At 57.4% G+C, this 23,818-nt stretch carries 32 protein-coding genes; 17 read left to right on the top strand and 15 right to left on the bottom strand.

Annotation, left to right across the window (positions count from 1 at the left end):
- Window positions 1–132 precede the first annotated feature (132 nt).
- Window positions 133–627, bottom strand: a complete 495-nt coding sequence (locus Q1B27_RS02785) for a calcium-binding protein (RefSeq protein ID WP_299843269.1) — start codon at window positions 625–627, stop codon at window positions 133–135.
- Window positions 628–826: 199 nt separating this feature from the next.
- Here Q1B27_RS02785 and Q1B27_RS02780 point away from each other — a divergent pair, with 199 nt between their 5' ends.
- Window positions 827–1,243, top strand: coding sequence for a DUF983 domain-containing protein (locus Q1B27_RS02780; RefSeq protein ID WP_299843266.1), 417 nt, complete (start codon window positions 827–829; stop codon window positions 1,241–1,243).
- A gap of 25 nt (window positions 1,244–1,268) precedes the next feature.
- Window positions 1,269–1,973 carry an NUDIX domain-containing protein gene (locus Q1B27_RS02775; protein WP_299843263.1) on the top strand — a complete coding sequence of 235 codons (705 nt, stop codon included), beginning with the start codon at window positions 1,269–1,271 and terminating at the stop codon, window positions 1,971–1,973.
- Window positions 1,974–1,989: 16 nt separating this feature from the next.
- Here the strand turns inward: Q1B27_RS02775 and Q1B27_RS02770 are convergent, their stop codons facing one another.
- From Q1B27_RS02770 to Q1B27_RS02760, 3 genes are read right to left on the bottom strand one after another with little or no spacing between them, the layout of a single operon-like run.
- Entirely contained in the window at window positions 1,990–2,883 is an 894-nt protein-coding gene (locus Q1B27_RS02770) for a DMT family transporter (RefSeq protein ID WP_299843259.1), read from the bottom strand.
- 21 nt (window positions 2,884–2,904) lie between these two features.
- The gene (locus Q1B27_RS02765; protein ID WP_299843256.1) at window positions 2,905–3,801 is read right to left on the bottom strand and encodes a fatty acid desaturase; all 897 of its coding nucleotides are present in this window, start codon (window positions 3,799–3,801) and stop codon (window positions 2,905–2,907) included.
- Window positions 3,794–4,000: a DUF2061 domain-containing protein gene (locus Q1B27_RS02760; protein WP_299843254.1), complete on the bottom strand. Its 207-nt coding sequence runs from the start codon at window positions 3,998–4,000 to the stop codon at window positions 3,794–3,796. The genes Q1B27_RS02765 and Q1B27_RS02760 overlap by 8 nt, the downstream gene beginning before the upstream one ends.
- A 105-nt stretch (window positions 4,001–4,105) precedes the next feature.
- Between Q1B27_RS02760 and Q1B27_RS02755 the strand changes: the two genes are divergently transcribed.
- Window positions 4,106–4,972 (top strand): helix-turn-helix transcriptional regulator, encoded by an 867-nt coding sequence (locus tag Q1B27_RS02755; protein WP_299843251.1) that lies wholly within the window; start codon window positions 4,106–4,108, stop codon window positions 4,970–4,972.
- 155 nt (window positions 4,973–5,127) lie between these two features.
- Window positions 5,128–5,466, top strand: coding sequence for a hypothetical protein (locus tag Q1B27_RS02750; RefSeq protein ID WP_299843248.1), 339 nt, complete (start codon window positions 5,128–5,130; stop codon window positions 5,464–5,466).
- A 4-nt stretch (window positions 5,467–5,470) separates the two neighbouring features.
- On the opposite strand, the gene Q1B27_RS02745 is transcribed toward Q1B27_RS02750, so the two are convergent.
- From Q1B27_RS02745 to Q1B27_RS02735, 3 genes are all read right to left on the bottom strand, one after another.
- Window positions 5,471–6,226 (bottom strand): hypothetical protein, encoded by a 756-nt coding sequence (locus Q1B27_RS02745; protein WP_299843245.1) that lies wholly within the window; start codon window positions 6,224–6,226, stop codon window positions 5,471–5,473.
- A gap of 48 nt (window positions 6,227–6,274) precedes the next feature.
- Window positions 6,275–6,682, bottom strand: a complete 408-nt coding sequence (locus Q1B27_RS02740) for a universal stress protein (protein WP_299843242.1) — start codon at window positions 6,680–6,682, stop codon at window positions 6,275–6,277.
- 65 nt (window positions 6,683–6,747) lie between these two features.
- On the bottom strand, window positions 6,748–7,068 hold the full coding sequence (locus Q1B27_RS02735; RefSeq protein WP_299843239.1) for an antibiotic biosynthesis monooxygenase: 321 nt from the start codon (window positions 7,066–7,068) through the stop codon (window positions 6,748–6,750).
- 111 nt (window positions 7,069–7,179) lie between these two features.
- Between Q1B27_RS02735 and Q1B27_RS02730 the strand changes: the two genes are divergently transcribed.
- Window positions 7,180–7,830 carry a hypothetical protein gene (locus Q1B27_RS02730; RefSeq protein ID WP_299843236.1) on the top strand — a complete coding sequence of 217 codons (651 nt, stop codon included), beginning with the start codon at window positions 7,180–7,182 and terminating at the stop codon, window positions 7,828–7,830.
- Window positions 7,831–7,842: 12 nt separating this feature from the next.
- Here Q1B27_RS02730 and Q1B27_RS02725 read toward each other — a convergent pair whose 3' ends face one another.
- From Q1B27_RS02725 to Q1B27_RS02710, 4 genes are all read right to left on the bottom strand, one after another.
- Complete coding sequence (locus Q1B27_RS02725; RefSeq protein ID WP_299843233.1) at window positions 7,843–8,244, bottom strand: DUF4864 domain-containing protein; 402 nt, start codon at window positions 8,242–8,244, stop codon at window positions 7,843–7,845.
- Window positions 8,245–8,397: 153 nt separating this feature from the next.
- Window positions 8,398–9,153, bottom strand: a complete 756-nt coding sequence (locus Q1B27_RS02720; protein WP_299843230.1) for a DUF4336 domain-containing protein — start codon at window positions 9,151–9,153, stop codon at window positions 8,398–8,400.
- A 30-nt stretch (window positions 9,154–9,183) separates the two neighbouring features.
- Complete coding sequence (locus tag Q1B27_RS02715) at window positions 9,184–9,849, bottom strand: peptidylprolyl isomerase (protein WP_299843228.1); 666 nt, start codon at window positions 9,847–9,849, stop codon at window positions 9,184–9,186.
- Complete coding sequence (locus Q1B27_RS02710) at window positions 9,839–10,348, bottom strand: peptidylprolyl isomerase (protein ID WP_299843225.1); 510 nt, start codon at window positions 10,346–10,348, stop codon at window positions 9,839–9,841. The genes Q1B27_RS02715 and Q1B27_RS02710 overlap by 11 nt, the downstream gene beginning before the upstream one ends.
- Window positions 10,349–10,476: 128 nt before the next feature.
- Between Q1B27_RS02710 and pgk the strand changes: the two genes are divergently transcribed.
- The 5 genes from pgk to Q1B27_RS02685 all read left to right on the top strand — a co-directional run bounded on the left by pgk (window position 10,477) and on the right by Q1B27_RS02685 (window position 14,470).
- Window positions 10,477–11,661, top strand: a complete 1,185-nt coding sequence (pgk, locus tag Q1B27_RS02705; protein ID WP_299843222.1) for a phosphoglycerate kinase — start codon at window positions 10,477–10,479, stop codon at window positions 11,659–11,661.
- A 66-nt stretch (window positions 11,662–11,727) separates the two neighbouring features.
- Window positions 11,728–12,069 (top strand): VOC family protein, encoded by a 342-nt coding sequence (locus tag Q1B27_RS02700; RefSeq protein WP_299843219.1) that lies wholly within the window; start codon window positions 11,728–11,730, stop codon window positions 12,067–12,069.
- A gap of 121 nt (window positions 12,070–12,190) precedes the next feature.
- On the top strand, window positions 12,191–12,964 hold the full coding sequence (locus Q1B27_RS02695) for an SDR family oxidoreductase (protein WP_299843216.1): 774 nt from the start codon (window positions 12,191–12,193) through the stop codon (window positions 12,962–12,964).
- A 110-nt stretch (window positions 12,965–13,074) separates the two neighbouring features.
- Entirely contained in the window at window positions 13,075–13,968 is an 894-nt protein-coding gene (locus Q1B27_RS02690; protein WP_299843213.1) for a fructose bisphosphate aldolase, read from the top strand.
- Between the two features lie 142 nt (window positions 13,969–14,110).
- Window positions 14,111–14,470, top strand: a complete 360-nt coding sequence (locus tag Q1B27_RS02685; RefSeq protein ID WP_299843211.1) for a hypothetical protein — start codon at window positions 14,111–14,113, stop codon at window positions 14,468–14,470.
- Between the two features lie 11 nt (window positions 14,471–14,481).
- Here the strand turns inward: Q1B27_RS02685 and Q1B27_RS02680 are convergent, their stop codons facing one another.
- Window positions 14,482–14,688: a helix-turn-helix transcriptional regulator gene (locus Q1B27_RS02680; protein WP_299843208.1), complete on the bottom strand. Its 207-nt coding sequence runs from the start codon at window positions 14,686–14,688 to the stop codon at window positions 14,482–14,484.
- A 10-nt stretch (window positions 14,689–14,698) separates the two neighbouring features.
- On the bottom strand, window positions 14,699–15,208 hold the full coding sequence (locus Q1B27_RS02675) for a hypothetical protein (RefSeq protein WP_299843205.1): 510 nt from the start codon (window positions 15,206–15,208) through the stop codon (window positions 14,699–14,701).
- Between the two features lie 180 nt (window positions 15,209–15,388).
- On the opposite strand from Q1B27_RS02675, the gene Q1B27_RS02670 reads away from it, so the two are divergent.
- Together Q1B27_RS02670 and Q1B27_RS02665 are read left to right on the top strand one after the other, a co-directional pair.
- A complete protein-coding gene (locus tag Q1B27_RS02670) occupies window positions 15,389–15,748 on the top strand; it encodes a glycine zipper 2TM domain-containing protein (protein ID WP_299843202.1) in 360 nt (119 codons plus the stop codon).
- Between the two features lie 16 nt (window positions 15,749–15,764).
- The gene (locus tag Q1B27_RS02665) at window positions 15,765–16,352 is read left to right on the top strand and encodes an alpha/beta hydrolase (protein WP_299843199.1); all 588 of its coding nucleotides are present in this window, start codon (window positions 15,765–15,767) and stop codon (window positions 16,350–16,352) included.
- Between the two features lie 9 nt (window positions 16,353–16,361).
- Here the strand turns inward: Q1B27_RS02665 and Q1B27_RS02660 are convergent, their stop codons facing one another.
- Window positions 16,362–17,984 carry an acyl-CoA dehydrogenase family protein gene (locus Q1B27_RS02660; protein ID WP_299843196.1) on the bottom strand — a complete coding sequence of 541 codons (1,623 nt, stop codon included), beginning with the start codon at window positions 17,982–17,984 and terminating at the stop codon, window positions 16,362–16,364.
- A 232-nt stretch (window positions 17,985–18,216) separates the two neighbouring features.
- Here Q1B27_RS02660 and Q1B27_RS02655 point away from each other — a divergent pair, with 232 nt between their 5' ends.
- The 5 genes from Q1B27_RS02655 to Q1B27_RS02635 all read left to right on the top strand — a co-directional run bounded on the left by Q1B27_RS02655 (window position 18,217) and on the right by Q1B27_RS02635 (window position 22,796).
- A complete protein-coding gene (locus Q1B27_RS02655) occupies window positions 18,217–18,516 on the top strand; it encodes a septum formation initiator family protein (RefSeq protein WP_299843193.1) in 300 nt (99 codons plus the stop codon).
- A 127-nt stretch (window positions 18,517–18,643) separates the two neighbouring features.
- Entirely contained in the window at window positions 18,644–19,654 is a 1,011-nt protein-coding gene (pdhA, locus tag Q1B27_RS02650) for a pyruvate dehydrogenase (acetyl-transferring) E1 component subunit alpha (RefSeq protein ID WP_299843190.1), read from the top strand.
- 15 nt (window positions 19,655–19,669) lie between these two features.
- Window positions 19,670–21,046 carry a pyruvate dehydrogenase complex E1 component subunit beta gene (locus Q1B27_RS02645; RefSeq protein ID WP_299843187.1) on the top strand — a complete coding sequence of 459 codons (1,377 nt, stop codon included), beginning with the start codon at window positions 19,670–19,672 and terminating at the stop codon, window positions 21,044–21,046.
- Between the two features lie 13 nt (window positions 21,047–21,059).
- Window positions 21,060–22,361, top strand: coding sequence for a pyruvate dehydrogenase complex dihydrolipoamide acetyltransferase (locus Q1B27_RS02640; protein WP_299843184.1), 1,302 nt, complete (start codon window positions 21,060–21,062; stop codon window positions 22,359–22,361).
- A 294-nt stretch (window positions 22,362–22,655) separates the two neighbouring features.
- The gene (locus Q1B27_RS02635; RefSeq protein WP_299843181.1) at window positions 22,656–22,796 is read left to right on the top strand and encodes a hypothetical protein; all 141 of its coding nucleotides are present in this window, start codon (window positions 22,656–22,658) and stop codon (window positions 22,794–22,796) included.
- 177 nt (window positions 22,797–22,973) lie between these two features.
- On the opposite strand, the gene cysE is transcribed toward Q1B27_RS02635, so the two are convergent.
- Window positions 22,974–23,801 carry a serine O-acetyltransferase gene (gene cysE, locus Q1B27_RS02630; RefSeq protein ID WP_299843178.1) on the bottom strand — a complete coding sequence of 276 codons (828 nt, stop codon included), beginning with the start codon at window positions 23,799–23,801 and terminating at the stop codon, window positions 22,974–22,976.
- Between the last annotated feature and the right edge of the window lie 17 nt (window positions 23,802–23,818).

Here is a 23,818-nt window from a genome sequence, read left to right as displayed (position 1 = left end):
CAGGGCGTCGGCCTTCAATTATGACCTAAACGCTCCGACTTTTTATCTTGATGCGCAATCCGAAATCGGTTCCAGCCCTTCCGGATTGCGCTTCGGGGCGGAAACCAACGGCATCCGCGCCGAATTCACGTCTTATTCAGCCGGGTCCTGGCCTTTGTTTCCGTGAGCGTGACCATTACGTTTATGACCCTTATGTTTGGCGCGCATCGCTTCAAATTCTTCTTTGGTCACCGCGCCGTCCTGATCCGCATCCATGCGGGCAAACATCTTGCCATCCCGCCGCGATTTCATTTCTTCCATGTCTAACGCGCCATCGCCGTTCGCATCACGACGCTCCAGCATATGGGCTGCGTATTTCTCAGCTCGCTTGGCCATCCGCTCGTTGATCCGCGCCAACAGTTCGTCTTTTGAAAGTACACCGTCTCCGTTGGCATCCGCGCCTTCAAACCGAGCTTGCATATGCGCCGCCATCTCCTCCTGCATCAGCTTGCCGTCGCCATTTGCATCCAGCTCTTCGAAAGAATGCTGAGGGCGATGTTTCATCCCCCCGGCCTTGTCACCAGACGCAACCGCACCGCCTGCGATGATGGCCAAGCCCAGTGAGGTTATCAGAACTGTATTTTTCATTCGGGTTTCTCCGTATTTCAGTCAGCATTGTCTGCCCCAATCCGATCTTCACGCCGGATCATACTGTTTCTACGTCGCTCGATTAAACTTCCGTCGCCAGGGAGAAAACTTTTTTCATCATGCGTATCTATCGCCCGATTTGCGACATCAGGACGCAAGGGTGGATTCACCGCTTTATAGTATGACTGCGCTAGCCCATATGAGTGCGACAGGAATCGAAGGTACCCCGATGGAAGAAGCGATCAAATCTGACGAACGCGAACTCTGGCCCGCCGTCTGGAAAGGTTTCCGACGCAAATGCCCCAATTGCGGCAGCGGTCCAATCCTAAAAAGCTATCTGAAAGTACGCGATACCTGCACGGTTTGTCGCGAGGATTTATCGCATCACCGCGCGGATGATGGCCCTGCCTATCTGACCATCCTGATCGTCGGACACCTTATGGCCCCGCTTCTGCATGTGGCGTTCACAACCTGGCGGCCTGAACCACTGGTGCTTTTCACCATATTCGGGCTTGGCTGTGTCGGACTGTCGCTATACCTTCTGCCAAGACTGAAAGGGGCGATCGTGGCGTTTCAATGGGCGCGGTATATGCACGGGTTTGGAAGCAAGGCCTGACCCTTTCCTGGTTGAAAGGGCTCACATGACACTCGACAAAACCGCTATTCGCAACGCGGCGACTGTAATCGCCCTGCGTGACCGTGCCTCCGACCCACATGTCCTGATGGGTCAGCGCGGCGCCAATGCAGCCTTCATGCCTTCGAAATTTGTCTTTCCGGGGGGGGCTGTGGATGCCGCGGACGCGGAGGTATCGCTGGCGCGACCCTTGCCTGCAATCTGTGCTGATCGCCTGCGCGAAGATAGCGAGGTCGATCTTGGTCATGCCCTGGCCGTTGCCGCCATACGAGAGTTGTGGGAAGAAACAGGGCTTGTTTTGGGCCAGACGGGTAAATGGGCCGGTGCCGTACCCGATGACTGGAAAGGCTTCGCAGACAGCGGCCACGTGCCCACGGCCCACGCGCTGCAATTCGTCTTTCGCGCCATCACTCCGCCGGGCCGCCCACGCCGCTTTGATGCGCGTTTCTTTGTTGTTGACGCAGGAGAGATCGTCAGCGATCTGGATGATTTTTCCGCCGCCTGTGACGAGCTTTCGCACCTGCAATGGGTGCCACTGTCCAAAGCGCGCGAAGAATTTGATTTGCCATTCATCACCGAAGTTGTTCTGGCCGAGGTTGCCGCGCGCGCTCATGACCCTTCCCCGCCAGCCTCAGTCCCGTTTTTCCGGAATAATGATGAGGCGAGCCTATTTTTGCGCTTACGGGGCTTTGATCCGAACGACGACGATTGAGTATGCCTGACCCTGATCAGGTCAACATAACCAGCCCAATGATGCTGCTACTCAACAGGCCGATGCCCAGCAATTCGCGCAACGCAATTTTTTCGCGGAAGAAAAGCACCGACGCCATGAGTGAAAAGATGACCTCGATTTGCCCCACCGCAAAGACATATGCCGCGTTTTGCAGCGTAAAGGCGGTGAACCAGCACAGGCTGCCAGCCATGCCGGTGATCCCCATCCAGACCGCCGTGCGTCGGGCTGCGATGACGCGGGTGATCTCTCCCTTTTCGCGCCAGGCCAGCCAGGCAGCCATGCCAAGCACCTGGCATGTGGTGACGATCGCCAGCGCCACACTGGCGCGCAGAAAAGGGTCGGCGCTGGCAATCTCAAGCGTGGCACCGCGATAACCCACCGCCGAGACAGCAAAAAACGCGCCCGACAGCAGCCCCAGCCCCGCCGCCCGGTTCAGCAGCCGCGTGCTCCCGGCAATACGATTATCCGACAGGATCAGCACGCCCACGAGGCCGATAATAATGGCCGCCAGTCCCGGCAGGCTGATCCGGTCGCCCAACACAATCAGCCCGACCAGCGCGGTCTGGATCACCTCTGTTTTCTTGAAGGTGATGCCGACCGCGAAATTGCGTTGCGCGAACAGGGCAACGACACACCATGTCGCCAATATCTGAGTCAACCCACCGCTCAACGCGTAAGCCCAGAAAAGCCCGCTGAACCGCGGCCAGTTCACACCGCTATAGACCAGATACCCCAATGCCAACGTCACCACGAATGGCATTGAATAGATAAAGCGCGCGAAAGTGGCCCCACCTGTGCTGAGGGTGCCCATGCTCAGGTGCTTTTGCAGCATGAACCGCAGCGTTTGAAACGCCGCAGCCGCCATTGAGAGGATAATCCAGGCCTCCATCCGGCCCGTCATGCACGGGATTTATCGCTTAGGCCAGAGCGGATGCGGTACCGGATCCTTGGCGCGCCAGAAATGTTGCCGGAAGATCTGCGCGTAGGAGCGGTAGACATAGCTGTCATTGCGTTGCAGGTAGCTGTCCCTGTTGGCGCGGTACAGGGCCGGCAGATCGTACCAGGCCACCCTTGGATGCAGATGATGAACGACGTGCAGGTTGTTGTTCAGAAAGAGAAATGACAGAATTCCGCGATCTTCGACAATGGCGGTGCGTCCGCGGGCCTGGTCATGGGCGCGATGTTCCAGAAAGGTGCGGATCTTGATGATGCTGTAGCCAAGATATGCCGCCGGCAGATAGGCCCAGACCGGCATTTGCGACAGCAAGACCAGCCACAGAACCACCGCGACCGCCGGCACCTGCAAAAGCCACGCCAGCGTCACCCGCCGGTCACCTTCGCGGATTGACCGCCAATCGGTGCGCACAAAAGCATGAAATCCAATCACCGGCCCCACCAGCATCCGACCCAGAAGTGTATTGTTGAACCGCAACAGCTGCTGCCGCCAGTGCGGTTGCCGGTTCCAGGCCTCGGGGTCGAGATAATTGCTTTCGGGATCGTCATAGGGATCGGTCAGGTTTTCATCGCGGTGATGTGCCAGATGCAAATCCTTGAACCGGCGATAGGGGATCAGCAGGCCCAGGCAGGGAAATCCGACGATCTCATTCAGCAGCGAGATTCGAAACGGGTGCCCGTGGATCATCTCATGGGTGAGAGACGAGTGCAGGGCAATGAAAATGACCGTCGCGACAAACCCCAATGGCAGCCAGAGCGCCGACAACCAAAAGACTGACAGGCCCCAACCTGCATAACATGCTATCAGCAGCGCCAACGTGGGCCATTCGACGATTGGGCGCGGCTCAGCCATGCGACCGCCCCCATCGCACCCGCGCCCAGACCCGCTCGTAGATCACATAGCAGCTCAGGCCAATCGCCGAATTTATCACCGCGATAGTGCCGCCCACAGCGATCGACCCTGTCATGACAAACCCCACAAGGCTCATCATCGCCAATCCGATCAGGTTCCAGACAACCGCCTTCACCAGCGTGCGCTGTTTCGTGTCCATATTTTCCCCAAATGTTCCCTTCACAACTCTGTTACGACAAAAAATGACAGGAGGGGATTTCGTTTCTAGTTAACATTTTTCTGCATTGGTGATAAATATCACCATATGATAGAAAAAACCGACAAGCGACAGCGTGCCGACCTGTTTCGCACCCGGCTGGGCGATGCGATGCGCGAGCGCAAAGTCAACCAAAGCGCGCTGGCCCGCCGCGTTGGGGTGGACCGCTCGACCATCTCGCAATTGCTGAAAGGATCGGGCGCGCGCCTGCCCAATGCGCAGGTGGTGGGCGAATGCGCCGCCGCTCTTGGCATTTCCGCAGACTGGCTTCTGGGCCTGACCGACCGGCCCGAAACCGCTGCCGATATCCTCGCCACGTCGCCGTCACTGACCGAAGCCCCCCGCGCCCTGGTCGACGAACAGATTTTCCAGTGGCACAAAGAGGCTGCGGGCTACAAGATCCGCCATGTGCCCGCAGGTCTGCCCGACATGCTGAAAACCCGCGCCATGCTGCAATGGGAATATGCGCCGCATCTGGGTCGCTCGACAGATCAGGCTATCGGTGCCTCCGAAGACCGGCTGTCGTGGATGCGGGGCACACAATCAGATTATGAGATTGCCCTGCCAATCTACGAACTGACCAGCTTTGCGCATGGCGAGGGGTATTACCGTGGCCTTGATGCGGACCTGCGTACGGCACAGCTTGATAATTTGCTGGAGGTCACGCAACAGTTATACCCGCGCTTGCGCCTTTACCTTTACGACGCGCGCCGGGTCTATTCCGCCCCGGTCACGATCTTCGGCCCCCTGCTGGCGGTCATCTACATCGGGCGGAACTACATGGCCTTTCGCGATACCGAAAGGGTACAGGCCCTGACCGCGCATTTCGACCATCTGGTGCGCGAGGCTGCGGTTTCCGCCCGTGAACTACCCAAATACCTCGAGGAACTGCGTGACGGAGTAAGGTTCTCCTGACTTGTGAGAGTTTGTCCTTTGCTTGAAAATGCACGTCATTAACCATTGATTTGTTTATTTGTACAAGCGCCCCGGGGGCCCGTTGTCTCGGGGCGCACTTCCTAAAGAAACGTATTCACTGTTTCATTTTCCTCTCCGATTATTGGAGCCCTTTTATGCTTGTACTAACTTTTGGATTTGCCTTTTCCCTTTTTACCGCGCTCATCGTTATTCTGGGCGACTATCTGATCAAACTTGCTGCTGATGGCGGTCAACCCGTAACGTCGACACTGGTCCTTTCGGGCTGTGCGCTGTACGCTTCCTCGGCCATTTTGTGGTTCTTTGCGCTTCACCATGTGACTCTATCACAGGCCGGTGTGGCGTTTTCGATGTTTTCGCTGCTGGCGCTTTGTGCCATCGGGGCTATCTATTTCGACGAACCACTTTATCTGCGCGAATACGCAGGCATCGGCTGCGCCCTGCTGTCGATGGTATTGATGGTGCGCGTGGCCTGACGCATTAGGTCGGCAGAGCGACCTCTTTGAGCCGTTGGTAGTACGGCATGTGATGCGCGAGATACTCGGCCAGATGCGGAACTTTCTGGCACAGCACCTCGAATTCCTGCTTCTTGCGGGCGATCTCTTTGGGATCAATCGGGCGTATGCCGCTTGAGCTACTAGCTGCGTCGTGCCAACTGCCAACCTGCTGCCAATCCTTCGGTGTTGTGTCCTGCCAGTCGAAAGCCTGCGCGCGAAACGGCAGCCCGATCCGCTGCCACAAAGCCGCCATCACGGCGCGGGTGTCGTGCTGCACCGCCTCGGCCTCGATCACTGCCGTGTCGACTCCCATTTCGCGCAGTGCTTCGTAAAGGCGCCACTGTGCCTCGATCCCGATCTCCTCAAGTGTCAAATCCGGATCCAGCTTGTGATAGGACAGGATCGACGCCACCGGGTAGCGGATCAGGAAAACATGGGTCAGCCGGTGAATGAAGTCCGGATCTGACAGGATACTAGGCATCACATAATAAGCCATATCCTTGAAAAACACCGGCTCCGACGCCGCCTTTTCAACCAGCATGTCGCGAATATCCTCGTATCGCACCGGATGATCCGGCCGCACATCGAAATGCGGCATCCGCGCCACGCCGCGATGCACGTAATAATCATACATGAAAGGTTCATGCGCGCACCACAGATCACCGCGCTCGCGCATCACCCGCTCGGTTGCAGTGGACATTGAACGCGGGTGGGACCAAAGGACAATCAGCTTGTTCATGGCCCCATCGCTAGCACAGCCCCGGGATTTCACACCAGCGTTTTCACTTCAGCGTAGAACATGCACCGCGCAACCCGCATGACGCACGACTTTCGCCGCGGTCGAGCCCAGCAATAAATCCTGCATGCCAGGGCGATGGCTGGCAATGATGATGCAATCGGTGCCGTGTTCCTTGGCCCAATCCAAAATCGTCCGCCCGGCATGACCCGACACGACGACACCTACCGCATTCGGCACGCTCTCGACGACCTTGTCCAACTCTTCTTCGATCGCCAAGCGTTTGTTCGCAACGAAATTCGGTGGCAAATACGAGGCCGCATAGTCGGGGATGTGTTCGATCACATGCATCAGGATGATGCTGCCACCCTCGTTCAAAAGTGCCTTGGCGACGTTAATAGCGCCTGCTGCATCTCGGTCCTGATCAAATGAAATCGGTACTAGGATTTTGTCATACATCGGGGCTCTCCATCTCGGTCCACCCCGATATTGGCACGTCTGCTAACCTGCCGCTTTGATGCAGGTCAGTCGAACGTGGCTGCCACGTCGTACATCACTGGCTCAAAACTCTTACAGAGTTCGTTGATCGCCCGGTTGCGCTGGCGCATCTCGTCCGTACGAAGCATGGCCAGAAAGTCCTCGCGCCGTTGCCATTGCGAATAATTGGCGATCCGCGTCTGGGCGTCGTTCACATGCAGCCCCGCCGCGACGAAACCGGGCTGTTTCGAAATGAACTCCTCATAGGCCGCCGTCAGCAGATCCAGCAGATCCTGGCAGGTGCCGGGGGTCATCTCGAAGGTGGTGATCACGGTTTGATGGCTATTGGATTTGGCGATTATAGGCATGGCTATTCTCCTCAATGCCTTCAGCCTAACAGGTTGCGCCGCCGGGGCAAATTTTAACCTGCCTTAACCCTCGCTTTACCCTTTTTAAGGATGGTTAACGCGGAGGAAACCATGTTTCGCGTATTGCTTCTGTTACTGGTGCTTGGGTTTCAGGCTCAAGCCGGCCCCTGGCCGCGCGGCGATGGCAAGGTTTTTCTGTCATTTCACGGCAACGCCGAAGCGTCCAGGGATCTGCTGGACATACGCCAATATGCTACGATCTACGGCGAATATGGGTTGACCGATACGATCACCTTGGGCGTGGATTACAGCGGTAGCGAACTGGGAACCGACAAGGCCATCGCCTTCGTACGCATTCCCATTGCAAATGGTGATCGCCAGCTCAGATTTTCTGCCGAGCTGGGCATCGGATTGGTTGATGGTGAAAACGCACTCAGACCCGGCGTTTCCGTGGGTCGCGGTGTCTCGATGCGGGGGCGTCACGGTTGGATCACACTGGACACCCGCCTTGTGTTACCTGGCGGTGAAGCCAATCAACGGCTGGAAGCGGATTTCACCTTTGGCCTTAGCATCAGCAAGCGTTTCAAGGCCATTCTACAACTTCAGGGCGGGATGCCGTCAGAGGGCGACAGATATCTCAAATTTGCTCCCTCGGTCGTGTTCGAACGAAAACCCGGCAAGTATTTTGAACTGGGCGTGGTGACTGGCATCCAGAATTACGACGCCTACGGGGTCAAGTTCGGCATCTGGAAAGAATTCTAAACGCGTCTGACCTCAAGCGGTTCCATCCGCAGCCTTGCGCTTGCGTACAGCATTGATTTTCCATCCGCCTTCCTGCTCGATCATCTGATATTCCAGAATGTGCAATCCACCCTGCTGATCGCGGATCATGACATTTTGCCAAAGCTCGCCGTCGATCGTGTCGATTGACAGGAAATCCACTTCGGCTGGGCGCCAGACCATCGGATAGCCCTGCCGCACCATCGAACCAAAATTCTCGGGCGTTTTGAATACATTATGGATTGTCGGACTGGCATAGGTAAAGGCCGAGGCGAAATCGTCCGCTTGAAATGCCTCGATCTGGGATGAAATAACCGACTGTATCGCAGCCTCATCCGCCCGTGCCGGCATCGAAAACAAAATCGCTGCACAAAGCGTGATCATGAAATGTCGCATTAGGTACCTCCGGGAAAGGAGCTAGTACGATGGTGGTCGGGATCAAATTTCCGGCAAACCGGCATATTTTCCCGGACGCGAAACCAAACGCTAAAATTTCGCAATACAAGTAAATGAATTCCTAAGCGTGGATACCCATTTGCTATTGCTGCCTTATCTATCGGCGCCCTTGTCCACATCATCCATCGCGCGGCTCCATTGGCGTTCATGCAGGAGCTTTTTGAAGGCGCGCTCCAGTTCCCGGACAGCGCCGGTTTCATACCAATTCCCGTGTGACAGGATCAGGGTGCGCGGATTCCAATCTATCATGTTTTCAATAGACTTGCCCAACTCGGCCCCATTATAGCGGCGTCGCATCAGATAAGGCATCTTGCCATCGCTATCATCCGTCCCTGCTAGCCATATCAGTGGCCGCATCCATGTAGGAAGTCGGGCAGTGTCGAAATTCTGCATCAGATCGGCGACGATCAATGTCGCGGAGGGACGGTGACAAAAGACCGCCTCGCGGTATTTCTTGCTACCGCCCACGATCAGATGCGATATCTCGGTCATCCACGGAGTTTCGCCGCCCAAGCTGTGATCGAATGCTATCCCCTGCCCCCGTGCACCCTCGCTCGGGACGCCCCAGACCCACGCTTGCGGATAGGCCTCACGCCAATCGGTAAGGAATTCTACATGATCCCAGTTGGGCGCAACCAGATGCGTCACCGGTCCAAGTGTGGCGAGTTCATTCCTTAACTCATCGCAAAGCCCTGTGGGCGAATGCACCCAAAGGTCACCTTCGGATAGTTGCACCACTGTCGCGCGTGTCGAAATTGGCATGCGCCGGCAGATCACTGCCGGGCCATCGACAACCCAAATCCGCTCGGCCACAGGTTTGAGTGTGCCGAGCGGGGGATAGGTGGTCATCTTTGCGCCTTTGTCATCAGCGATCATCCGTCATTCGGCAGCGACCGTCACAGAGGTCATTACATCAGGGTTGCCGACAACCGCGCCGTTCTGACCTTGGCCGCGCTTGATGGCATCAACAACTTCCATGCCTTCTGTCACCTGACCCACCACCGTATATTGACCATTCAGGAAATGGCCCGGCGCGAACATGATGAAGAACTGGCTGTTGGCACTGTCGGGGTTCTGGGACCGTGCCATGCCGACAACACCCCGATCAAACGGCAGATCAGAGAACTCGGCCTGTAGATCAGGCTCCGCACTGCCGCCGGTACCAGCGCGGCGCATGTCCTCACCAAGCTTGCCGAATTGCACGTCTCCGGTCTGGGCCATGAATCCTTCGATCACACGGTGAAAGACAACGTCGTCATAGGAACCGCTTTCGGCAAGCGCAACCATGCGCTCAGTGTGGCCCGGTGCCGACACTTCGTTCAGGTCGATGCGGATGGTTCCCGATGCCTCGCCCTCGATAACGATATCGAGATACGGGCCCGGCTGGTCGGTTGAGGCGATTGCCTCTTCCTCCGGCGCCTCTTCCGTGTCGACCTTAGGCATCTCTGCCACGGGTTCGGGGCCCTGTCGGCTGGTGGCGTAAAAAATCGCCAGCGCCGCCACCCCTAGGGCCAGCAGGACCGCAGCCAGCGCGTTACGCGACATCGGCTGCGACCTTAACGCTGATCATGCGGTCTGGGTTCACGGGCGGCTCGCCTCGGGTGACGGCATCGACATGTTCCATGCCGGAAATCACACGGCCATAGACAGTGTATTGCTTGTTCAGGAAGTGGTTGTCGCTGAAGTTTATGAAGAACTGGCTGTTGGCGCTATCCGGATTCTGGCTGCGCGCCGCACCGATCGTGCCGCGATCATGTGGCACACCGCTGAATTCGGCCTTGAGGTTGGGCAGATCGCTGCCGCCGGTGCCTGCCATCCGCAAGTTGAAGTCATTTTCCATGTTGCCATTGGCCACATCGCCGGTCTGCGCCATGAAGCCGTCGATCACCCGGTGAAAGGCCACGTTATCATAGGATCCTGCACGCGCCAGTTCCTTGATCCGCGCGCAATGGCCGGGAGCCACATCGGGCAGCAGTTCGATGGTGACGGTGCCGTCTTTCAGCTCCATCAGGATGGTGTTTTCGGGGTCTTTGATCTCGGCCATGTGCCTCTCCTACGTAGAATGTTTGCCACGTTACCTAGGCGGTTCGTCTGAGAATGCCAAGCGCAGAGCTTGACCCTTGGCAGGCTTCGCGCCAATAGGGGCGCGAAATACGGTACGGAGACCCGACTATGAGCTGGAAAACCCTGGATGATATGGATCTGGACGGCAAGCGGGTGCTGACCCGGGTTGACATCAATGTGCCAGTCGAAAACGGCATGGTCACCGATACCACGCGGATCGACCGGATTGTGCCGACAATCCATGACATTCTGGCCAAAGGCGGCAAACCCATGCTGCTCGCCCATTTCGGACGACCCAAGGGCAAAGTCGTGCTGGACATGTCGCTGCGCGTCGCCCTGCCCGCGCTTGAGGCCGCACTTGGCCGTTCGGTCACGCTGATCGAAACGCTGGAGGGCGCCGAGGCGCTGACCAGCGAAGCGCTGGCCGCCGATGTCTTGCTGCTGGAAAACATCCGTTTTCATCCCGGCGAAGAGACAAACGATCCCGAGTTCGCCAAACGCCTTGCCGGTCTGGGCGATGTCTACTGCAACGACGCGTTTTCCGCCGCACACCGGGCGCATGCCAGCACCGAAGCTGTGGCGCATCACCTGCCCTCCTGCGCCGGCCGATTGATGCAGGCTGAGCTACAGGCGCTTGAGGCCGCCCTTGGTACGCCGAAACGTCCGGTGGTGGCCGTGGTTGGCGGTGCCAAGGTGTCGACCAAGATTGACCTTCTGGGCAATCTGACGAGCAAGGTCGATCAGCTGGTGATCGGCGGTGGAATGGCCAATACGTTCATTGCGGCGCAGGGGCTGAACGTGGGCAAATCGCTGTGCGAACATGACATGGCCGATACCGCCCGCGCGATCATGTCCAAGGCCGCCGCAACGGGCTGCGAGATCATCCTGCCTGCAGATATCGTCGTGGCGCGTGAATTTGCCGCCTGTGCGGAAAACGCGACCTTCGCAGTGCATCTCTGCCCGGCGGACGCGATGATACTGGATGCCGGGCCGCAATCGGTTGCCCGTGTTGCTGCCGCACTCGACAACGCCAAAACGCTGATCTGGAACGGCCCGCTGGGCGCGTTCGAGATCGAACCTTTCGATACAGCTACCAACGCCGCCGCCCGCCACGCCGCCGCGCTGAGCCGGGCGGGCAAACTGATCTCGGTCGCGGGAGGGGGCGACACGGTCGCCGCGTTCAACAAGGCCGGAGCGGCCGATGACTTCACCTATATCTCGACCGCGGGTGGCGCTTTCCTGGAATGGATGGAAGGCAAGGATTTGCCGGGGGTTGCAGCCCTAAAAGGTTGAGGCTTGCGCCTCTTTTGGGAAGGCGTTTGAGTTCACGGAACATCGCCTCCAGAAAAAGTAGTGTAGATGAAAATTCATAGCGCCCGCATCTTCGTCACCAACATGAACGCAGCACGTGCGTTCTACGCCGACATACTTGATCTGCCTGTCGCCTTTGAACGCGACGATGCAATTGGCTTTGATCTGGGCATCTCTTTGATCATAGAGCTGGTCGATCAGGACCATCGCATTTTGGCGGGTCGCTTCACCGGCCTGTCATTGGACTGCACCGACATTCACAAGGAATACGATAGGTTGCGTTCTCTTGGGGTGACATTTTCAGGCCCTCCTGAAAAACAGAGCTGGGGCGGCAAACTGGCGCATTTCGATGATCCAAGCGGTAACACGCTGACACTTGTAAGCGCCTGAACGTTGGCTGTTTCATATAACACGCCCTGATTGCATCTATTACCGGAATCGAAGCCGATATTGCCATTAAGCCGTATTTACCGGACACTCTGGACAAAGAGGCAACTCGGCGGAGATGGATATGAACGGTTGGACATTGATCACCGGGGCCTCGGAAGGATTGGGTGTAGAATTCGCACGCATCGCGGCGCGAGAGGGGCGCAACCTGATCCTGACTGCCCGGTCCGAAGACAAGCTGAACGCGCTGGCAGATGAATTACGCGATAGCGCCGGTGAGGTCGTTGTTATTCCGGCTGACCTGAATCAGCTGTCAGAGGCTGATCGGCTTTGGCAGGCGGCCAGCGAAGCCAGGGATATCGACATTCTGGTCAATAATGCCGGGTTGGGTTCACATGGCGATTTCGCCGACGGTCAGAACTGGACGCGGGAGCTGACCTCGATCAACGTCAACATCACCGCGCTTAGCTTGCTGATGAAACGCGCGATCCCGCATATGCAGGGGCATGGTGGCGGGCGGATCATGAATGTGGCCTCGGTCGCGGGGTTTACGCCGGGCCCCAACATGGCGGTTTATCATGCCACCAAGGCCTATGTACTTTCACTGTCCGAGGCCGTGGCCGAAGAGCTGCGCGGCGGCGCGGTCACCGTCACCGCGGTCTGCCCCGGCGCCACCGCTACCGCGTTTTTCGACGCAGCCGACATGCATGGGATCGGATTGCTGAAACTGCGCAAGCCGATGACCGCCCGCGGTGTGGCCGAAACCGGCTGGGCCGCGACGCTGAAAAGCAGGCGCGTGGTGGTGACCGGATTGATGAACAAGCTCTTTGCACTTTCGCCACGCTTCTCTCCGCGCTGGCTGACGACATTCGTCGCGGGCAAGATCATGGGAAAATAAGACCATCCGTCGCATTCGGTAATTTTGTTAGCGCCACCAGAATTGCAACGCGCGGTACTCTCGCCTATGAGCCGCAGATAGGATTTTTCAGGGTTGGAGACGGGATCGTCATGTCGAAAGAAGCACAGCGCAAGCAGATGAGTTCAGGGAATGGTTTTGTGGCGGCGTTGGATCAGTCCGGTGGCTCGACCCCAAAGGCACTCGCACTCTATGGTGTGAATAATGACGCTTACAGCTCCGAAACTGAGATGTTCGACCTGATCCACGGTATGCGGTCGCGCATCGCAAGTGCCCCGGCCTTTACCGGCGACAAGGTGGTTGGTGCCATCCTTTTCGAAATGACGATGGACCGGCAGATGAGTGGCAAGCCATCGGCCACATATCTTTGGGAAGAGCGTGGCGTCGTCCCTTTTCTCAAGGTCGACAAGGGTCTCGCCGATGAGGTCAACGGCGTGCGCCTGATGAAACCAATGCCCAATCTGGACAACCTGCTGGAACGCGCCAACGCAGCTGGGATTTTCGGTACCAAGATGCGCTCGGCCATCGATGCGGCCTCGCCGCGCGGGATCGCCGCCAACGTCTCACAGCAATTCGAAGTGGGTCGGCAGATCCTGGGACACGGGTTAGTACCAATCATCGAACCCGAAGTAACGATTTCAATTGCCGATAAGGCAGAGGCCGAAGAGATGCTGCTGACCGAACTGAAGTCCAACCTGGATGCCCTGCCCGGCGATCAGGAGGTCATGCTGAAACTGACTCTGCCAGAGAATGCAAATCTTTATAAGCCGTTGGTTGATCATCCGCGTGTGATGCGGGTTGTGGCCCTGTCTGGCGGATATTCGCGTGATGAGGCCAATATGCGCCTCAGCCAGAACAGTGGCATGATCGCCAGCTTTTCGCGCGCGCTGACTGAAGGGCTGTCGGCCCAGCAATCGGACGAGGCGTTCAACGCGATGATCGCAGACACCATCGACAGCATCTACCGCGCGTCGGTGGCAGGTTGACATCCGTAAACGACAAATTTTGAACCTGCATCCGGGCCTTGCCCCGCCCCAATGTGATAGCGGGAAGGGCTGCGCGTAGTTATAATTCTATTGCCACACGCGGAAATTCCGCGCTAAAAATGCCTGAAAACGGGGGATTTTAATGAGTAAATTTGTCAAAACCTGTGTGCCGCTATGCCTTGCTATGATGCTGACCGCCTGCGCCCAGAAAGAATACGAGCCCATCATCGACGGTCCGGTCTCGGAGACGTATGAACAAGACTTGGCGGAATGCCGCGAGATCTCGGAACAGAAACAGACGACCGGGGCGAATGCAGCGACCAGCGGTGTCTCTGGTGGCCTTTGGGCGGGTATATTCGGCGGATCCACAAGCGATATCGTTGCCAGCGTCGTGGTGGGCAGTGCGATTGGTGCAGCCGACGAAAGCGCCCAGGTCAAAGGCATCCGTGACCGGTTGGTGTTCAGATGTCTGCGCGGGCGCGGCCATAACGTGATCGGATAGATCCCCGACGTTCAGTCCGGTTCATAGCTCAGAATATCGCCCGGCTGACAATTCAGATAGGCGCAGATCGCGTTCAAAGTGCTGAAACGCATACCCTTGATCTTGCCCGATTTGATCAGCGACAGGTTGGTTTCAGATAGGTCGATCGCTGCCGCCAGTTCGCGGGATGAGACCTTGCGTTTGACCAGCATCAGGTCGAGGGAAACTGTGATTGCCATCTGCCCTGTCCTATAGAAACTGCTGGTTTTCTTCTTCGGCCAGCCAGGCACGTTCCAGCGTCTGCGATATCGCCATCATCGCGATGCCCAGAATGAAGAAGACGATATCAAGGTCCAGCGGATCCCAGCCGAAATCGAAATCGCGGATGTCTTCCAGCCCGATCACAATCAGATGCTGCACTGCCCCGGATAGAAGGTTGTACCCCAGCCAGAAGCCGATCAGCCCGATGCCGACGCGCTTTAGCCGACGTGCGAGATCGCGGAAATCCTGCCCGCGCCCGCCCTTGAGGATACGCCAGATCGCGGCATAGGCCATGCCAAGGCAGGCAAGCGCGCCCGCAGACACCAAAAGCCCGACAAGCAACGTCCAGAGCGGCGGTGAACCAGGCTGCACCGGGAAATCGTACAGATCCCAGATTTCGTTATGCAGCCCCAAGATTTGCCCGATCCAGGCTATGCCAATAAGCACGACATAATAGATCAGGCTAATCAACATCGCTGTTTTTGCCAGAAAATTCATGCGGGTACCTCTGCTTGCCTCGCGGCGTTACCGGATACTTAGTTTATCTCATAATATGTTTATAGCCTAATATTGTTTATTTTATGTTTTATTTAAAATTATTATTGCGAATCGAAATGGTGTCTCCTATATGCCTCTTCATCCGGGGGAAAACCCGGGGAGTTCATGAAAGAGGACAAGATGCGTAAATTTGTAAAAATGACTGTGTTTCTGGGCCTGGGCCTGTCTTTGGCGGCCTGTGCGGATGGACCTTATGAGCCCATTGTCGATGGTCAGGTAACACGCAACTACCACAGCGATCTGGACGCCTGCCGACAGGTATCGACGCAAAAGCAATCCACCGGCAAGGGTGCCACAACCGGGGCCGTGGTTGGCGGCCTGATTGGTGGTGTCGAAGACGAATCCGTTGGTGGCGCAGTTGTTGGTGCGGCTTTGGGTGGGTTGATCGGATCGGCTGAAGAAAAATCCGATGTTCGCGACGATCAAGAGCGGATCGTCTCCAACTGCATGCGCGGTCGTGGCCACAATGTTGTTGGTTAGATTCGGCAGCACCGGCATGACACTGAAATTGGCCTCGGCACTGGTGGGTGTGCTGTTGTCGGGGTTGGCGGCCTGTACGCAGGTCGCCGTGCTCGCCTTGAATTCGATCACGACAAGCGAATTTCGTGTTGACGGAGAAAGGCTTTACCTGAGCGGTGAAATCAATTCCAAGACGCTGGAGCAGTTCAAGGCCGTCATTGCCGCCAATCCCCGCATCAAGACGCTGGTCGAACTGGATGTGCCGGGTTCGGTGGATGACGATACCATGATCGCGCTCGCTTATCGGGTACGAGAGTTGGGCTTGAATACACATCTAACCGCAAATAGCGTCATCCAATCTGGTGGTGTCGATCTGTTTCTGGCCGGAATACGCCGAACGATGGAACCCGGCGCCCGGATCGGCGTACATTCGTGGTCGGACGGGTCTCGTGATGCCTGGGAGTATCGTCGCGATGATTCCGTACACGAACAAAACCGGCGTTATATCGAGAACATGCTGGGCGACGATGCGTTCTATTGGTTCACGATATACGCCGCGACCGCCGATGACATTCACATGATGAGCGAAGCGGAAATTCGCAAATACGGACTGCTGACGGAATAGCCGCGCCGTTCAGTCCCCGAGGCGTGACAAAACACCGCCCAGATCAACTGCGCCAATCGCCCCCGCCGTCCGTCCGCGTTCTCCCGAAAGGCGCGTGGCCACATAAGCCTCGGAAACGGCCGGCGGCGCATGTCGAATCAATACCGAGGCCGTTAACAAAGTCGCCAGGCTTTCGACATACCAGCGCGCTTGACCTTCGTCTGGCAGTTTGGGGAAGCGTTCCATATGCGCTTTCATCGCGACATCGAAGCGACGGACTTGTCCGGCAGCTTTGCCCAATTCTTCGCTCAGCACCTCGCCCGCCAGCGGTTCGCGCTTTAGTGTGCGCAAGACATCAAGACAGATCACGTTACCGGACCCCTCCCAGATCGAATTCAGCGGTGCTTCGCGATAAAGCAGCGGCAGGCCGCTTTCCTCGACATACCCCGCGCCGCCGATCGCTTCCATCGCCTCGTAGACAAGGCCGGGGCACAGCTTGTTGCCCAGATATTTCGCCAGCGCTACAGCCAGACGGGCAAAGGCGCGGTCGCGGTCAGTCTTGCCGTCAAAGGCACTTGCAACATGACAGCCAAGCGCCAACGTGCCCTCCCAATCCAGTGTCAGGTCTGCCAATACATTTCGCATCAGGGGCTGGTCGATCAGCTGTTTCTGGAACGCTGTTCGATGCTGCGCCCAATGATGTGCATGATCAAGGGCGGCCCGCATCAGCCCCGCAGGGGCCATCGCTGTATCCAGCCGCGTGTGATGCACCATCTCGATGATTGTGCGCACCCCGGCGCCTTCGTCGCCCAACCGATGTGCCCGCGCGTTGTGATATTCGATTTCGGCCGAGGCGTTGGCACGATTACCCAGCTTTTCCTTGAGGCGCTGGATGTGGATCGCATTACGGGTATCTTCAAGCCAGCGCGGCACAAGAAAACAGGTCAACCCCTCTGGCGCTTGCGCCAGGGTCAGGAAACCGTCGGACATTGGTGCGGAGCAGAACCATTTATGCCCGGTCAGTCGATAATGGGGCCCATCACGTTCCGCCCGCGTGGTGTTGGCGCGTATGTCGGAACCGCCTTGTTTTTCAGTCATCGCCATTCCCATCGTGACGCCCGGTTTTCGGGCAAGCGGCTTGGGCGCACCGTCATAAACGCGAGAAATGAGTTTGGGTGCCCAGGCATCAAAAAGCGATTTATCTGCTTTGAGCGCTGGAATGGCGGCATAGGTCATCGTCATTGGACAACACACGCCCGGTTCAACCTGAGAGGTCAGATAGACCATCGCCGCATGGCTGGCATGACCGCCCAGTCGCCCCTCCCAGGCAATCGAGGCATACCCTGCTCCAATCCCGATTTGCATTAGCTGGTGATAACCGGGGTGAAACCTCACCTCATCCAGTCGCCGCCCCCCCGTATCGAAACTTATAAGCTCTGGCGTGTGACGATTTGCATCACGTGCAGCATCGCGCAAGGCCACGTTACCCAGTTTGGCCCCATACCCTGCCAGATGTGCGATATCCGCGCCTGCCGCCCCTGCATGACAGATAAGTGCCGGATCTTGTGCCCAAAAATCCCGTTCACCTCGTTGGCCAGGCTGATTGAAAACCTCATGCGTTGCCAAATGACTACGCGGAGATGAATTTTTCATGGGCGACTCTCCTCTAGCGATATTTCTAGAGTGCATTCCGGAAAGTGGGAACCGGTTTTCAAGGCAGAGCAAGGAACCAGAGAAGAAACTGATCAATACGCTAAGAGCGAGCCGAAAGCTGTCGCATTGCCAGGCGCCATCCAATGAAAGAAAGGGGATTCACAAAGCGATTCGGATGTGGCATGGTGCCCCCAGATCGCCCATCAGAGGCGACGCATGAGGCAAAGCAAGAATGACCACCCGCACCAAACCGGCAATGGGCGCGCTGATCTTTTTTCTGATCGCGTTTGGTCTGAGTATCTATTTCACCTTTGCTGCCGTACAGGGCGATTACGGCCTTTTCCGCCGAGCTGAAATTGATGCCGAAAGCCGTACTTTACAAACCCAACTTCAAGCGCTGAGCGCCCACGTGACCCGGATGGAAAACCTGACACGTCGCCTGTCGGACGATTACCTTGATATTGACCTATTGGATCAGCAGGCCCGCGACGTTCTGGGATTGTTGCGCGGCGACGAAATCGTCATCCGCTGACACCTTTTTCTGACCTATTCTGCAAAGCTGGAAAGGCCTGGCATTTTCGCTCTCGTCAGGGGCGATCAGATGGTATATGAAATAGTTTAATGCTAAACTATTAATCCGGACAAGGAGTTGCATGCCCATGGCCGCCAGAAAAACCTCAAAAAAACCAAACGTTTCCGCGGATGAACTAAAACAATTTTATCGCGATATGCTGTTGATCCGGCGATTCGAAGAAAAGGCCGGTCAATTGTACGGAATGGGCCTGATAGGCGGATTTTGCCATCTCTATATCGGTCAGGAAGCGGTTGTTGTCGGTCTCGAGGCTGCAACAAAAGAAGGCGATAAGCGAGTTACCACCTACCGCGATCATGGCCATATGTTGGCCTGCGGCATGGACCCGAATGGCGTGATGGCCGAGCTGACGGGCCGCGAGGGCGGATACTCACGCGGCAAGGGCGGCTCGATGCATATGTTCTCGACCGACAAGCATTTCTATGGCGGGCACGGTATCGTCGGGGCCAATGTACCACTAGGTGCCGGCCTGGCATTTTCCGATAAGTACAAGGGCAATGACAATGTCACCTTCACTTATTTCGGCGATGGCGCAGCCAACCAAGGGCAGGTCTATGAGACCTTCAACATGGCAGCGCTCTGGGAATTGCCGGTGATCTTTGTGATTGAGAACAATCAATACGCGATGGGGACTTCTCAGAAACGCTCAACCTCTACCCCCGATATCTACACACGCGGCGCGGCGTTTGGCATTCCTGGCGAAGCGGTTGACGGCATGGATGTGCTGGCTGTTAAAGAGGCGGGCGAAAAAGCCGTGGCGCACTGCCGAGCGGGCAAAGGCCCCTATATTCTTGAGGTCAAGACATATCGGTACCGCGGCCACTCGATGTCAGACCCGGCCAAATACCGGACCCGCGAGGAAGTGCAGAAGATGCGCGAAGAGAAAGACGCCATCGAACATGTGCGCGAATTGTTGATGTCCGGCAAACACGCCAGCGAAGAAGACCTCAAGGCCATCGACAAAGAGATCAAAAGCGTCGTCAACAAATCCGCCGACTTCGCCAAGGACAGCCCGGAGCCCGCAGTCGAAGAGCTGTGGACCGACATCATCACCGACATTGCACCGCAGAACGCCTGAAGAGGAGACGAGACAATGGCTACCGAAATTCTTATGCCCGCCCTCTCTCCGACGATGGAAGAAGGTACTCTGGCCAAATGGCTTGTGAAAGAGGGCGATACCGTTAACTCGGGCGATATCATGGCCGAGATCGAAACCGACAAGGCAACGATGGAATTCGAAGCCGTCGATGAAGGCACCATCGGCAAGATCCTGATCGACGAAGGAACCGAAGGAGTTAAGGTCAACACCCCCATCGCGGTCCTGCTGGAAGAAGGCGAAAGCGCCGATGACATTGGCGATGTCAGCGCGTCTGTCCCGACTGAAGCTGCGCCAGCGGCCGAGGCCCCTGCGGCGACTGCCTCTGCAGGCGCAACCCCTGCCGCCGCTCCGGCCCCCGACACCAGCCCCGACTGGCCCGAGGGCACCGAAATGGTCAAGATGACCGTGCGCGAGGCGCTGAATTCGGCCATGGCCGAGGAAATGCGCCGGGACGAGTCGGTGTTCGTCATGGGCGAAGAGGTGGCTGAATATCAGGGCGCCTACAAGATCACCCAGAACCTACTAGATGAATTCGGCGCCAAACGCGTGATCGACACCCCGATCACCGAGCACGGATTCGCCGGGATCGGCGTCGGCGCCTCCTGGGGCGGTCTGCGGCCAATTGTCGAATTCATGACCTGGAACTTCGCCATGCAGGCGATCGACCAGATCATCAACTCGGCCGCCAAGACGCTTTACATGTCCGGCGGCCAGATGGGTAGCCCGATCGTCTTCCGTGGCCCCAACGGCGCTGCCGCCCGGGTGGGCGCGCAGCATTCCCAGGACTATGCTGCCTGGTATGCGCAGGTGCCCGGTCTCAAGGTGGTGCAGCCCTATTCGGCCGCCGACGCCAAGGGATTGCTGAAATCCGCCATTCGCGATCCTAACCCGGTCGTGTTCCTGGAAAACGAGATACTCTACGGCAAGTCCTTCGAGGTTCCCAAGCTGGATGATTTCACCATTCCCTTCGGCAAGGCGCGCATTCACCGCGAGGGCACGGACGTCACCATCGTCAGCTTCGGCATTGGCATGACCTACGCGCTCGAGGCGGCGGAAAAGCTGGCTGAAGACGGCATCAGCGCCGAGGTGATCGACCTGCGCACCCTGCGCCCGCTGGATTACGACACGGTCGTCGCATCGGTGATGAAAACCAACCGCTGCGTCACCGTCGAAGAAGGCTGGCCCGTCGCGTCTATCGGCAATCACATTACGGCAACACTGATGGAACGCGCCTTTGACTATCTCGACGCGCCGGTCATCAATTGCACTGGCAAAGATGTACCAATGCCCTATGCAGCCAATCTTGAAAGACTGGCGTTAACTTCGACCGCCGAGGTGATCGAGGCCGTCAAACAAGTCACATACAGATAAGGAGACACGGGATATGCCTACTGAAATACTCATGCCCGCTCTGTCCCCCACGATGGAAGAGGGCACGCTTGCCAAGTGGCTGGTCAAGGAAGGCGATACCGTCAGTTCCGGTGACCTGCTGGCCGAGATCGAAACCGACAAGGCGACGATGGAATTCGAAGCCGTCGACGAAGGCACCATCGGCAAGATTCTCGTCGATGAAGGCTCCGAAGGGGTCAAGGTCAACACCCCGATCGCGGTGTTGTTGGAAGACGGTGAAAGCGCGGACGACATCGGCGACACATCGGCGCCGTCAGAACCCGCGCCGGAGGCTGCCAAGGCCGACGCGGCCACCGAGGAGGCGGCACCTGCTGCCACCGAGAAGGCCGCTCCCCCTGCCCCGAAAGCCGCCAGCGGAGATCGGATTTTCGCGTCCCCTCTGGCGCGCCGGATTGCTGCGGACAAGGGACTCGATCTCAGCCAGATCAAGGGCTCTGGGCCCCATGGCCGGATCGTCAAGGCAGATGTCGAAAGTGCCAAACCGTCAGACAAACCCGCCCCCGCGGAAAAGGTTGCGTCACCCGCTGCCACCCCGACCCCATCAGGGCCATCCGGCGATGCCATCGCCGCGATGTATCAGGGCCGCGATTACGAAGAGGTCAAGCTCGACGGCATGCGCAAGACCATCGCCGCGCGCCTGACCGAGGCCAAGCAGACCGTGCCGCATTTCTACCTGCGTCGCGACATCAAGCTGGATGCGCTGCTGAAATTCCGCAGCCAACTCAACAAGCAACTCGAAGGGCGCGGCGTCAAGCTCAGCGTCAACGACTTCATCATCAAAGCCTGCGCATTGGCGCTTCAGGCCTGCCCCGATGCCAATGCGGTCTGGGCCGGCGACAAGGTGCTGCGCCTCCGACCCTCGGACGTCGCCGTGGCCGTGGCCATCGAAGGCGGTCTGTTCACGCCGGTGCTGAAAGATGCCGAGATGAAATCTCTCTCGGCGCTTTCCGCCGAGATGAAAGACCTGGCCGCCCGCGCCCGTGACCGCAAGCTTGCGCCCGAGGAATACCAAGGCGGCAGTTTTGCCATCTCGAACCTGGGCATGTTCGGCATCGACAATTTCGACGCGGTCATCAACCCACCCCACGGCGCGATCCTGGCGGTGGGCGGCGGCAAGAAAAAACCGGTTGTTGGCGATGATGGCGAATTGACCGTCGCAACAGTCATGTCTGTTACGCTCAGCGTCGATCACCGGGTCATCGACGGTGCCCTTGGCGCGGAATTGCTGGAACAGATCCTGCAAAACCTCGAAAACCCAATGGTGATGCTGGCCTGACACAGGCAGCGTTCCCACTAAGTATAAGGGCAAGAACACGACAGATCGGCGTCGGGCAACCTCCCGGCGCCGTTTTCATTGGAATGGTAATGAACGGATCCGTTCATTCATCGGATGGGCTACGGTCCCAATTAACCGTTTTGGATAAGATTTGATAAAACCATTAAATACCAACTTCTTGCCGTGATTTGATATCTGATAACAAACTATCGCAAACCGGTTGCTTTTGAATGACACGTCACAAATGCCCCATATCCGGCTGAGAACAACGCATCAGCAATTGAGAGCTTCGTCATGAAAACCGTTTTTCTGTCCAGCGCCATAGCCTTAAGCGCCCTTGCTCAGTGGCCGCTTCTTTTTGCCAGCGATGTTGAGGACCAAACCCAGCCGTTTTCGGCCGCGCCGCAGATCGCGATCCAGATCCTCGACAAATAGGCGCAAAGCGTTGTGTTTCCGGGAACCAGCCAGTCGCCCGCACTTGCAGTAGGGCAAATCTGATCCGTCTAGATATAGCCGTTACAAGAAAGTCTGCAACGCGCCCTGTCGAAGCAAAAGAAAAGCCCCGGTCGCGCAAGATGCACCCGGGGCTTTCTTGAGTTCAATGAGGCGGAGCTAGGACAGATCTTCAGGACAGGGAGCCGTCTGCAGTAACTGATCCATGGTCAGCGACGGCTGATCGCAACCGGCCTCACCGACGATCTTGGCTGGAATGCCTGCGACAGTCTTGCAGGGGGGCACTTCCTGCAGCACGACGGAACCTGCGGCCACGCGGCTGCAATTGCCAACACGGATATTCCCCAGCACCTTGGCCCCTGCCCCGATCAGTACGCCATTGCCGATCTTGGGGTGGCGGTCCTCTTCTTCCTTGCCGGTGCCGCCCAGCGTGACCGAGTGCAGCATCGACACATTGTCACCCACCACGGCGGTTTCGCCGATCACGATGGAATGGGCGTGGTCGATCATGATGCCCTTGCCGATCCTCGCGGCAGGATGGATATCAACGCCGAACGCTTCGGAGCAGCGCATCTGCACGAAACGCGCCAGATCCTTGCGGCCCTGATCCCACAGCCAATGCGCGACACGATGCGCCTGCACTGCCTGGAAGCCCTTGAAATAGAGCATGGGCAGGATGAACCGGTCGCAGGCGGGGTCACGGTCGTTCACCGCAACGATATCAGCACGTGCCGACAGCGCTATTTCCGGGTCCATCGCCATCGCCTCATCGCAGATTTCACGCAGAATCTGCTCGGACATCTCAGTCGAGGCCAGCTTCAGTGAAATCCGGTAGGACAGCGCCGATTCGATGCTTTTGTGGTGCAGGATGCTGGAATGCACCAGGCCACCCAAAAGCGGCTCAGATTCAATGGCATCCTGTGCCTCGCTGATGATCTGCGCCCAGACGGGATCAAGCTGGGCAAGTTTTGCACGTGTTTCAACCATATGCAGGCTCCTTTGGC

The organism is uncultured Roseovarius sp., from assembly GCF_947489715.1.
Taxonomy (GTDB): Bacteria; Pseudomonadota; Alphaproteobacteria; order Rhodobacterales; family Rhodobacteraceae; genus Roseovarius.
Note: the sequence above shows the minus strand (reverse complement) of the source record. Positions and strands in the feature narration are given on the sequence as shown.

Excerpts from the sequence above, each read along its gene's own strand:
- Q1B27_RS02690 (WP_299843213.1), top strand. The coding sequence starts at position 13,075 with ATGTCGAAAGAAGCACAGCGCAAGCAGATGAGTTCAGGGAATGGTTTT.
- Q1B27_RS02720 (WP_299843230.1), bottom strand. The coding sequence starts at position 9,153 with ATGACCACCTATCCCCCGCTCGGCACACTCAAACCTGTGGCCGAGCGG.
- pdhA (WP_299843190.1), top strand. The coding sequence starts at position 18,644 with ATGGCCGCCAGAAAAACCTCAAAAAAACCAAACGTTTCCGCGGATGAA.
- cysE (WP_299843178.1), bottom strand. The coding sequence starts at position 23,801 with ATGGTTGAAACACGTGCAAAACTTGCCCAGCTTGATCCCGTCTGGGCG.
- Q1B27_RS02775 (WP_299843263.1), top strand. The coding sequence starts at position 1,269 with ATGACACTCGACAAAACCGCTATTCGCAACGCGGCGACTGTAATCGCC.
- Q1B27_RS02675 (WP_299843205.1), bottom strand. The coding sequence starts at position 15,208 with ATGAATTTTCTGGCAAAAACAGCGATGTTGATTAGCCTGATCTATTAT.
- Q1B27_RS02660 (WP_299843196.1), bottom strand. The coding sequence starts at position 17,984 with ATGAAAAATTCATCTCCGCGTAGTCATTTGGCAACGCATGAGGTTTTC.
- Q1B27_RS02685 (WP_299843211.1), top strand. The coding sequence starts at position 14,111 with ATGAGTAAATTTGTCAAAACCTGTGTGCCGCTATGCCTTGCTATGATG.
- Q1B27_RS02725 (WP_299843233.1), bottom strand. The coding sequence starts at position 8,244 with ATGCGACATTTCATGATCACGCTTTGTGCAGCGATTTTGTTTTCGATG.
- Q1B27_RS02665 (WP_299843199.1), top strand. The coding sequence starts at position 15,765 with ATGACACTGAAATTGGCCTCGGCACTGGTGGGTGTGCTGTTGTCGGGG.
- Q1B27_RS02780 (WP_299843266.1), top strand. The coding sequence starts at position 827 with ATGAGTGCGACAGGAATCGAAGGTACCCCGATGGAAGAAGCGATCAAA.
- Q1B27_RS02765 (WP_299843256.1), bottom strand. The coding sequence starts at position 3,801 with ATGGCTGAGCCGCGCCCAATCGTCGAATGGCCCACGTTGGCGCTGCTG.
- Q1B27_RS02730 (WP_299843236.1), top strand. The coding sequence starts at position 7,180 with ATGTTTCGCGTATTGCTTCTGTTACTGGTGCTTGGGTTTCAGGCTCAA.
- Q1B27_RS02635 (WP_299843181.1), top strand. The coding sequence starts at position 22,656 with ATGAAAACCGTTTTTCTGTCCAGCGCCATAGCCTTAAGCGCCCTTGCT.
- Q1B27_RS02640 (WP_299843184.1), top strand. The coding sequence starts at position 21,060 with ATGCCTACTGAAATACTCATGCCCGCTCTGTCCCCCACGATGGAAGAG.
- Q1B27_RS02680 (WP_299843208.1), bottom strand. The coding sequence starts at position 14,688 with ATGGCAATCACAGTTTCCCTCGACCTGATGCTGGTCAAACGCAAGGTC.
- Q1B27_RS02655 (WP_299843193.1), top strand. The coding sequence starts at position 18,217 with ATGACCACCCGCACCAAACCGGCAATGGGCGCGCTGATCTTTTTTCTG.
- Q1B27_RS02770 (WP_299843259.1), bottom strand. The coding sequence starts at position 2,883 with ATGGAGGCCTGGATTATCCTCTCAATGGCGGCTGCGGCGTTTCAAACG.
- pgk (WP_299843222.1), top strand. The coding sequence starts at position 10,477 with ATGAGCTGGAAAACCCTGGATGATATGGATCTGGACGGCAAGCGGGTG.
- Q1B27_RS02695 (WP_299843216.1), top strand. The coding sequence starts at position 12,191 with ATGAACGGTTGGACATTGATCACCGGGGCCTCGGAAGGATTGGGTGTA.
- Q1B27_RS02785 (WP_299843269.1), bottom strand. The coding sequence starts at position 627 with ATGAAAAATACAGTTCTGATAACCTCACTGGGCTTGGCCATCATCGCA.
- Q1B27_RS02755 (WP_299843251.1), top strand. The coding sequence starts at position 4,106 with ATGATAGAAAAAACCGACAAGCGACAGCGTGCCGACCTGTTTCGCACC.
- Q1B27_RS02760 (WP_299843254.1), bottom strand. The coding sequence starts at position 4,000 with ATGGACACGAAACAGCGCACGCTGGTGAAGGCGGTTGTCTGGAACCTG.
- Q1B27_RS02745 (WP_299843245.1), bottom strand. The coding sequence starts at position 6,226 with ATGAACAAGCTGATTGTCCTTTGGTCCCACCCGCGTTCAATGTCCACT.
- Q1B27_RS02750 (WP_299843248.1), top strand. The coding sequence starts at position 5,128 with ATGCTTGTACTAACTTTTGGATTTGCCTTTTCCCTTTTTACCGCGCTC.
- Q1B27_RS02735 (WP_299843239.1), bottom strand. The coding sequence starts at position 7,068 with ATGCCTATAATCGCCAAATCCAATAGCCATCAAACCGTGATCACCACC.
- Q1B27_RS02710 (WP_299843225.1), bottom strand. The coding sequence starts at position 10,348 with ATGGCCGAGATCAAAGACCCCGAAAACACCATCCTGATGGAGCTGAAA.
- Q1B27_RS02670 (WP_299843202.1), top strand. The coding sequence starts at position 15,389 with ATGCGTAAATTTGTAAAAATGACTGTGTTTCTGGGCCTGGGCCTGTCT.
- Q1B27_RS02645 (WP_299843187.1), top strand. The coding sequence starts at position 19,670 with ATGGCTACCGAAATTCTTATGCCCGCCCTCTCTCCGACGATGGAAGAA.
- Q1B27_RS02740 (WP_299843242.1), bottom strand. The coding sequence starts at position 6,682 with ATGTATGACAAAATCCTAGTACCGATTTCATTTGATCAGGACCGAGAT.
- Q1B27_RS02715 (WP_299843228.1), bottom strand. The coding sequence starts at position 9,849 with ATGTCGCGTAACGCGCTGGCTGCGGTCCTGCTGGCCCTAGGGGTGGCG.
- Q1B27_RS02700 (WP_299843219.1), top strand. The coding sequence starts at position 11,728 with ATGAAAATTCATAGCGCCCGCATCTTCGTCACCAACATGAACGCAGCA.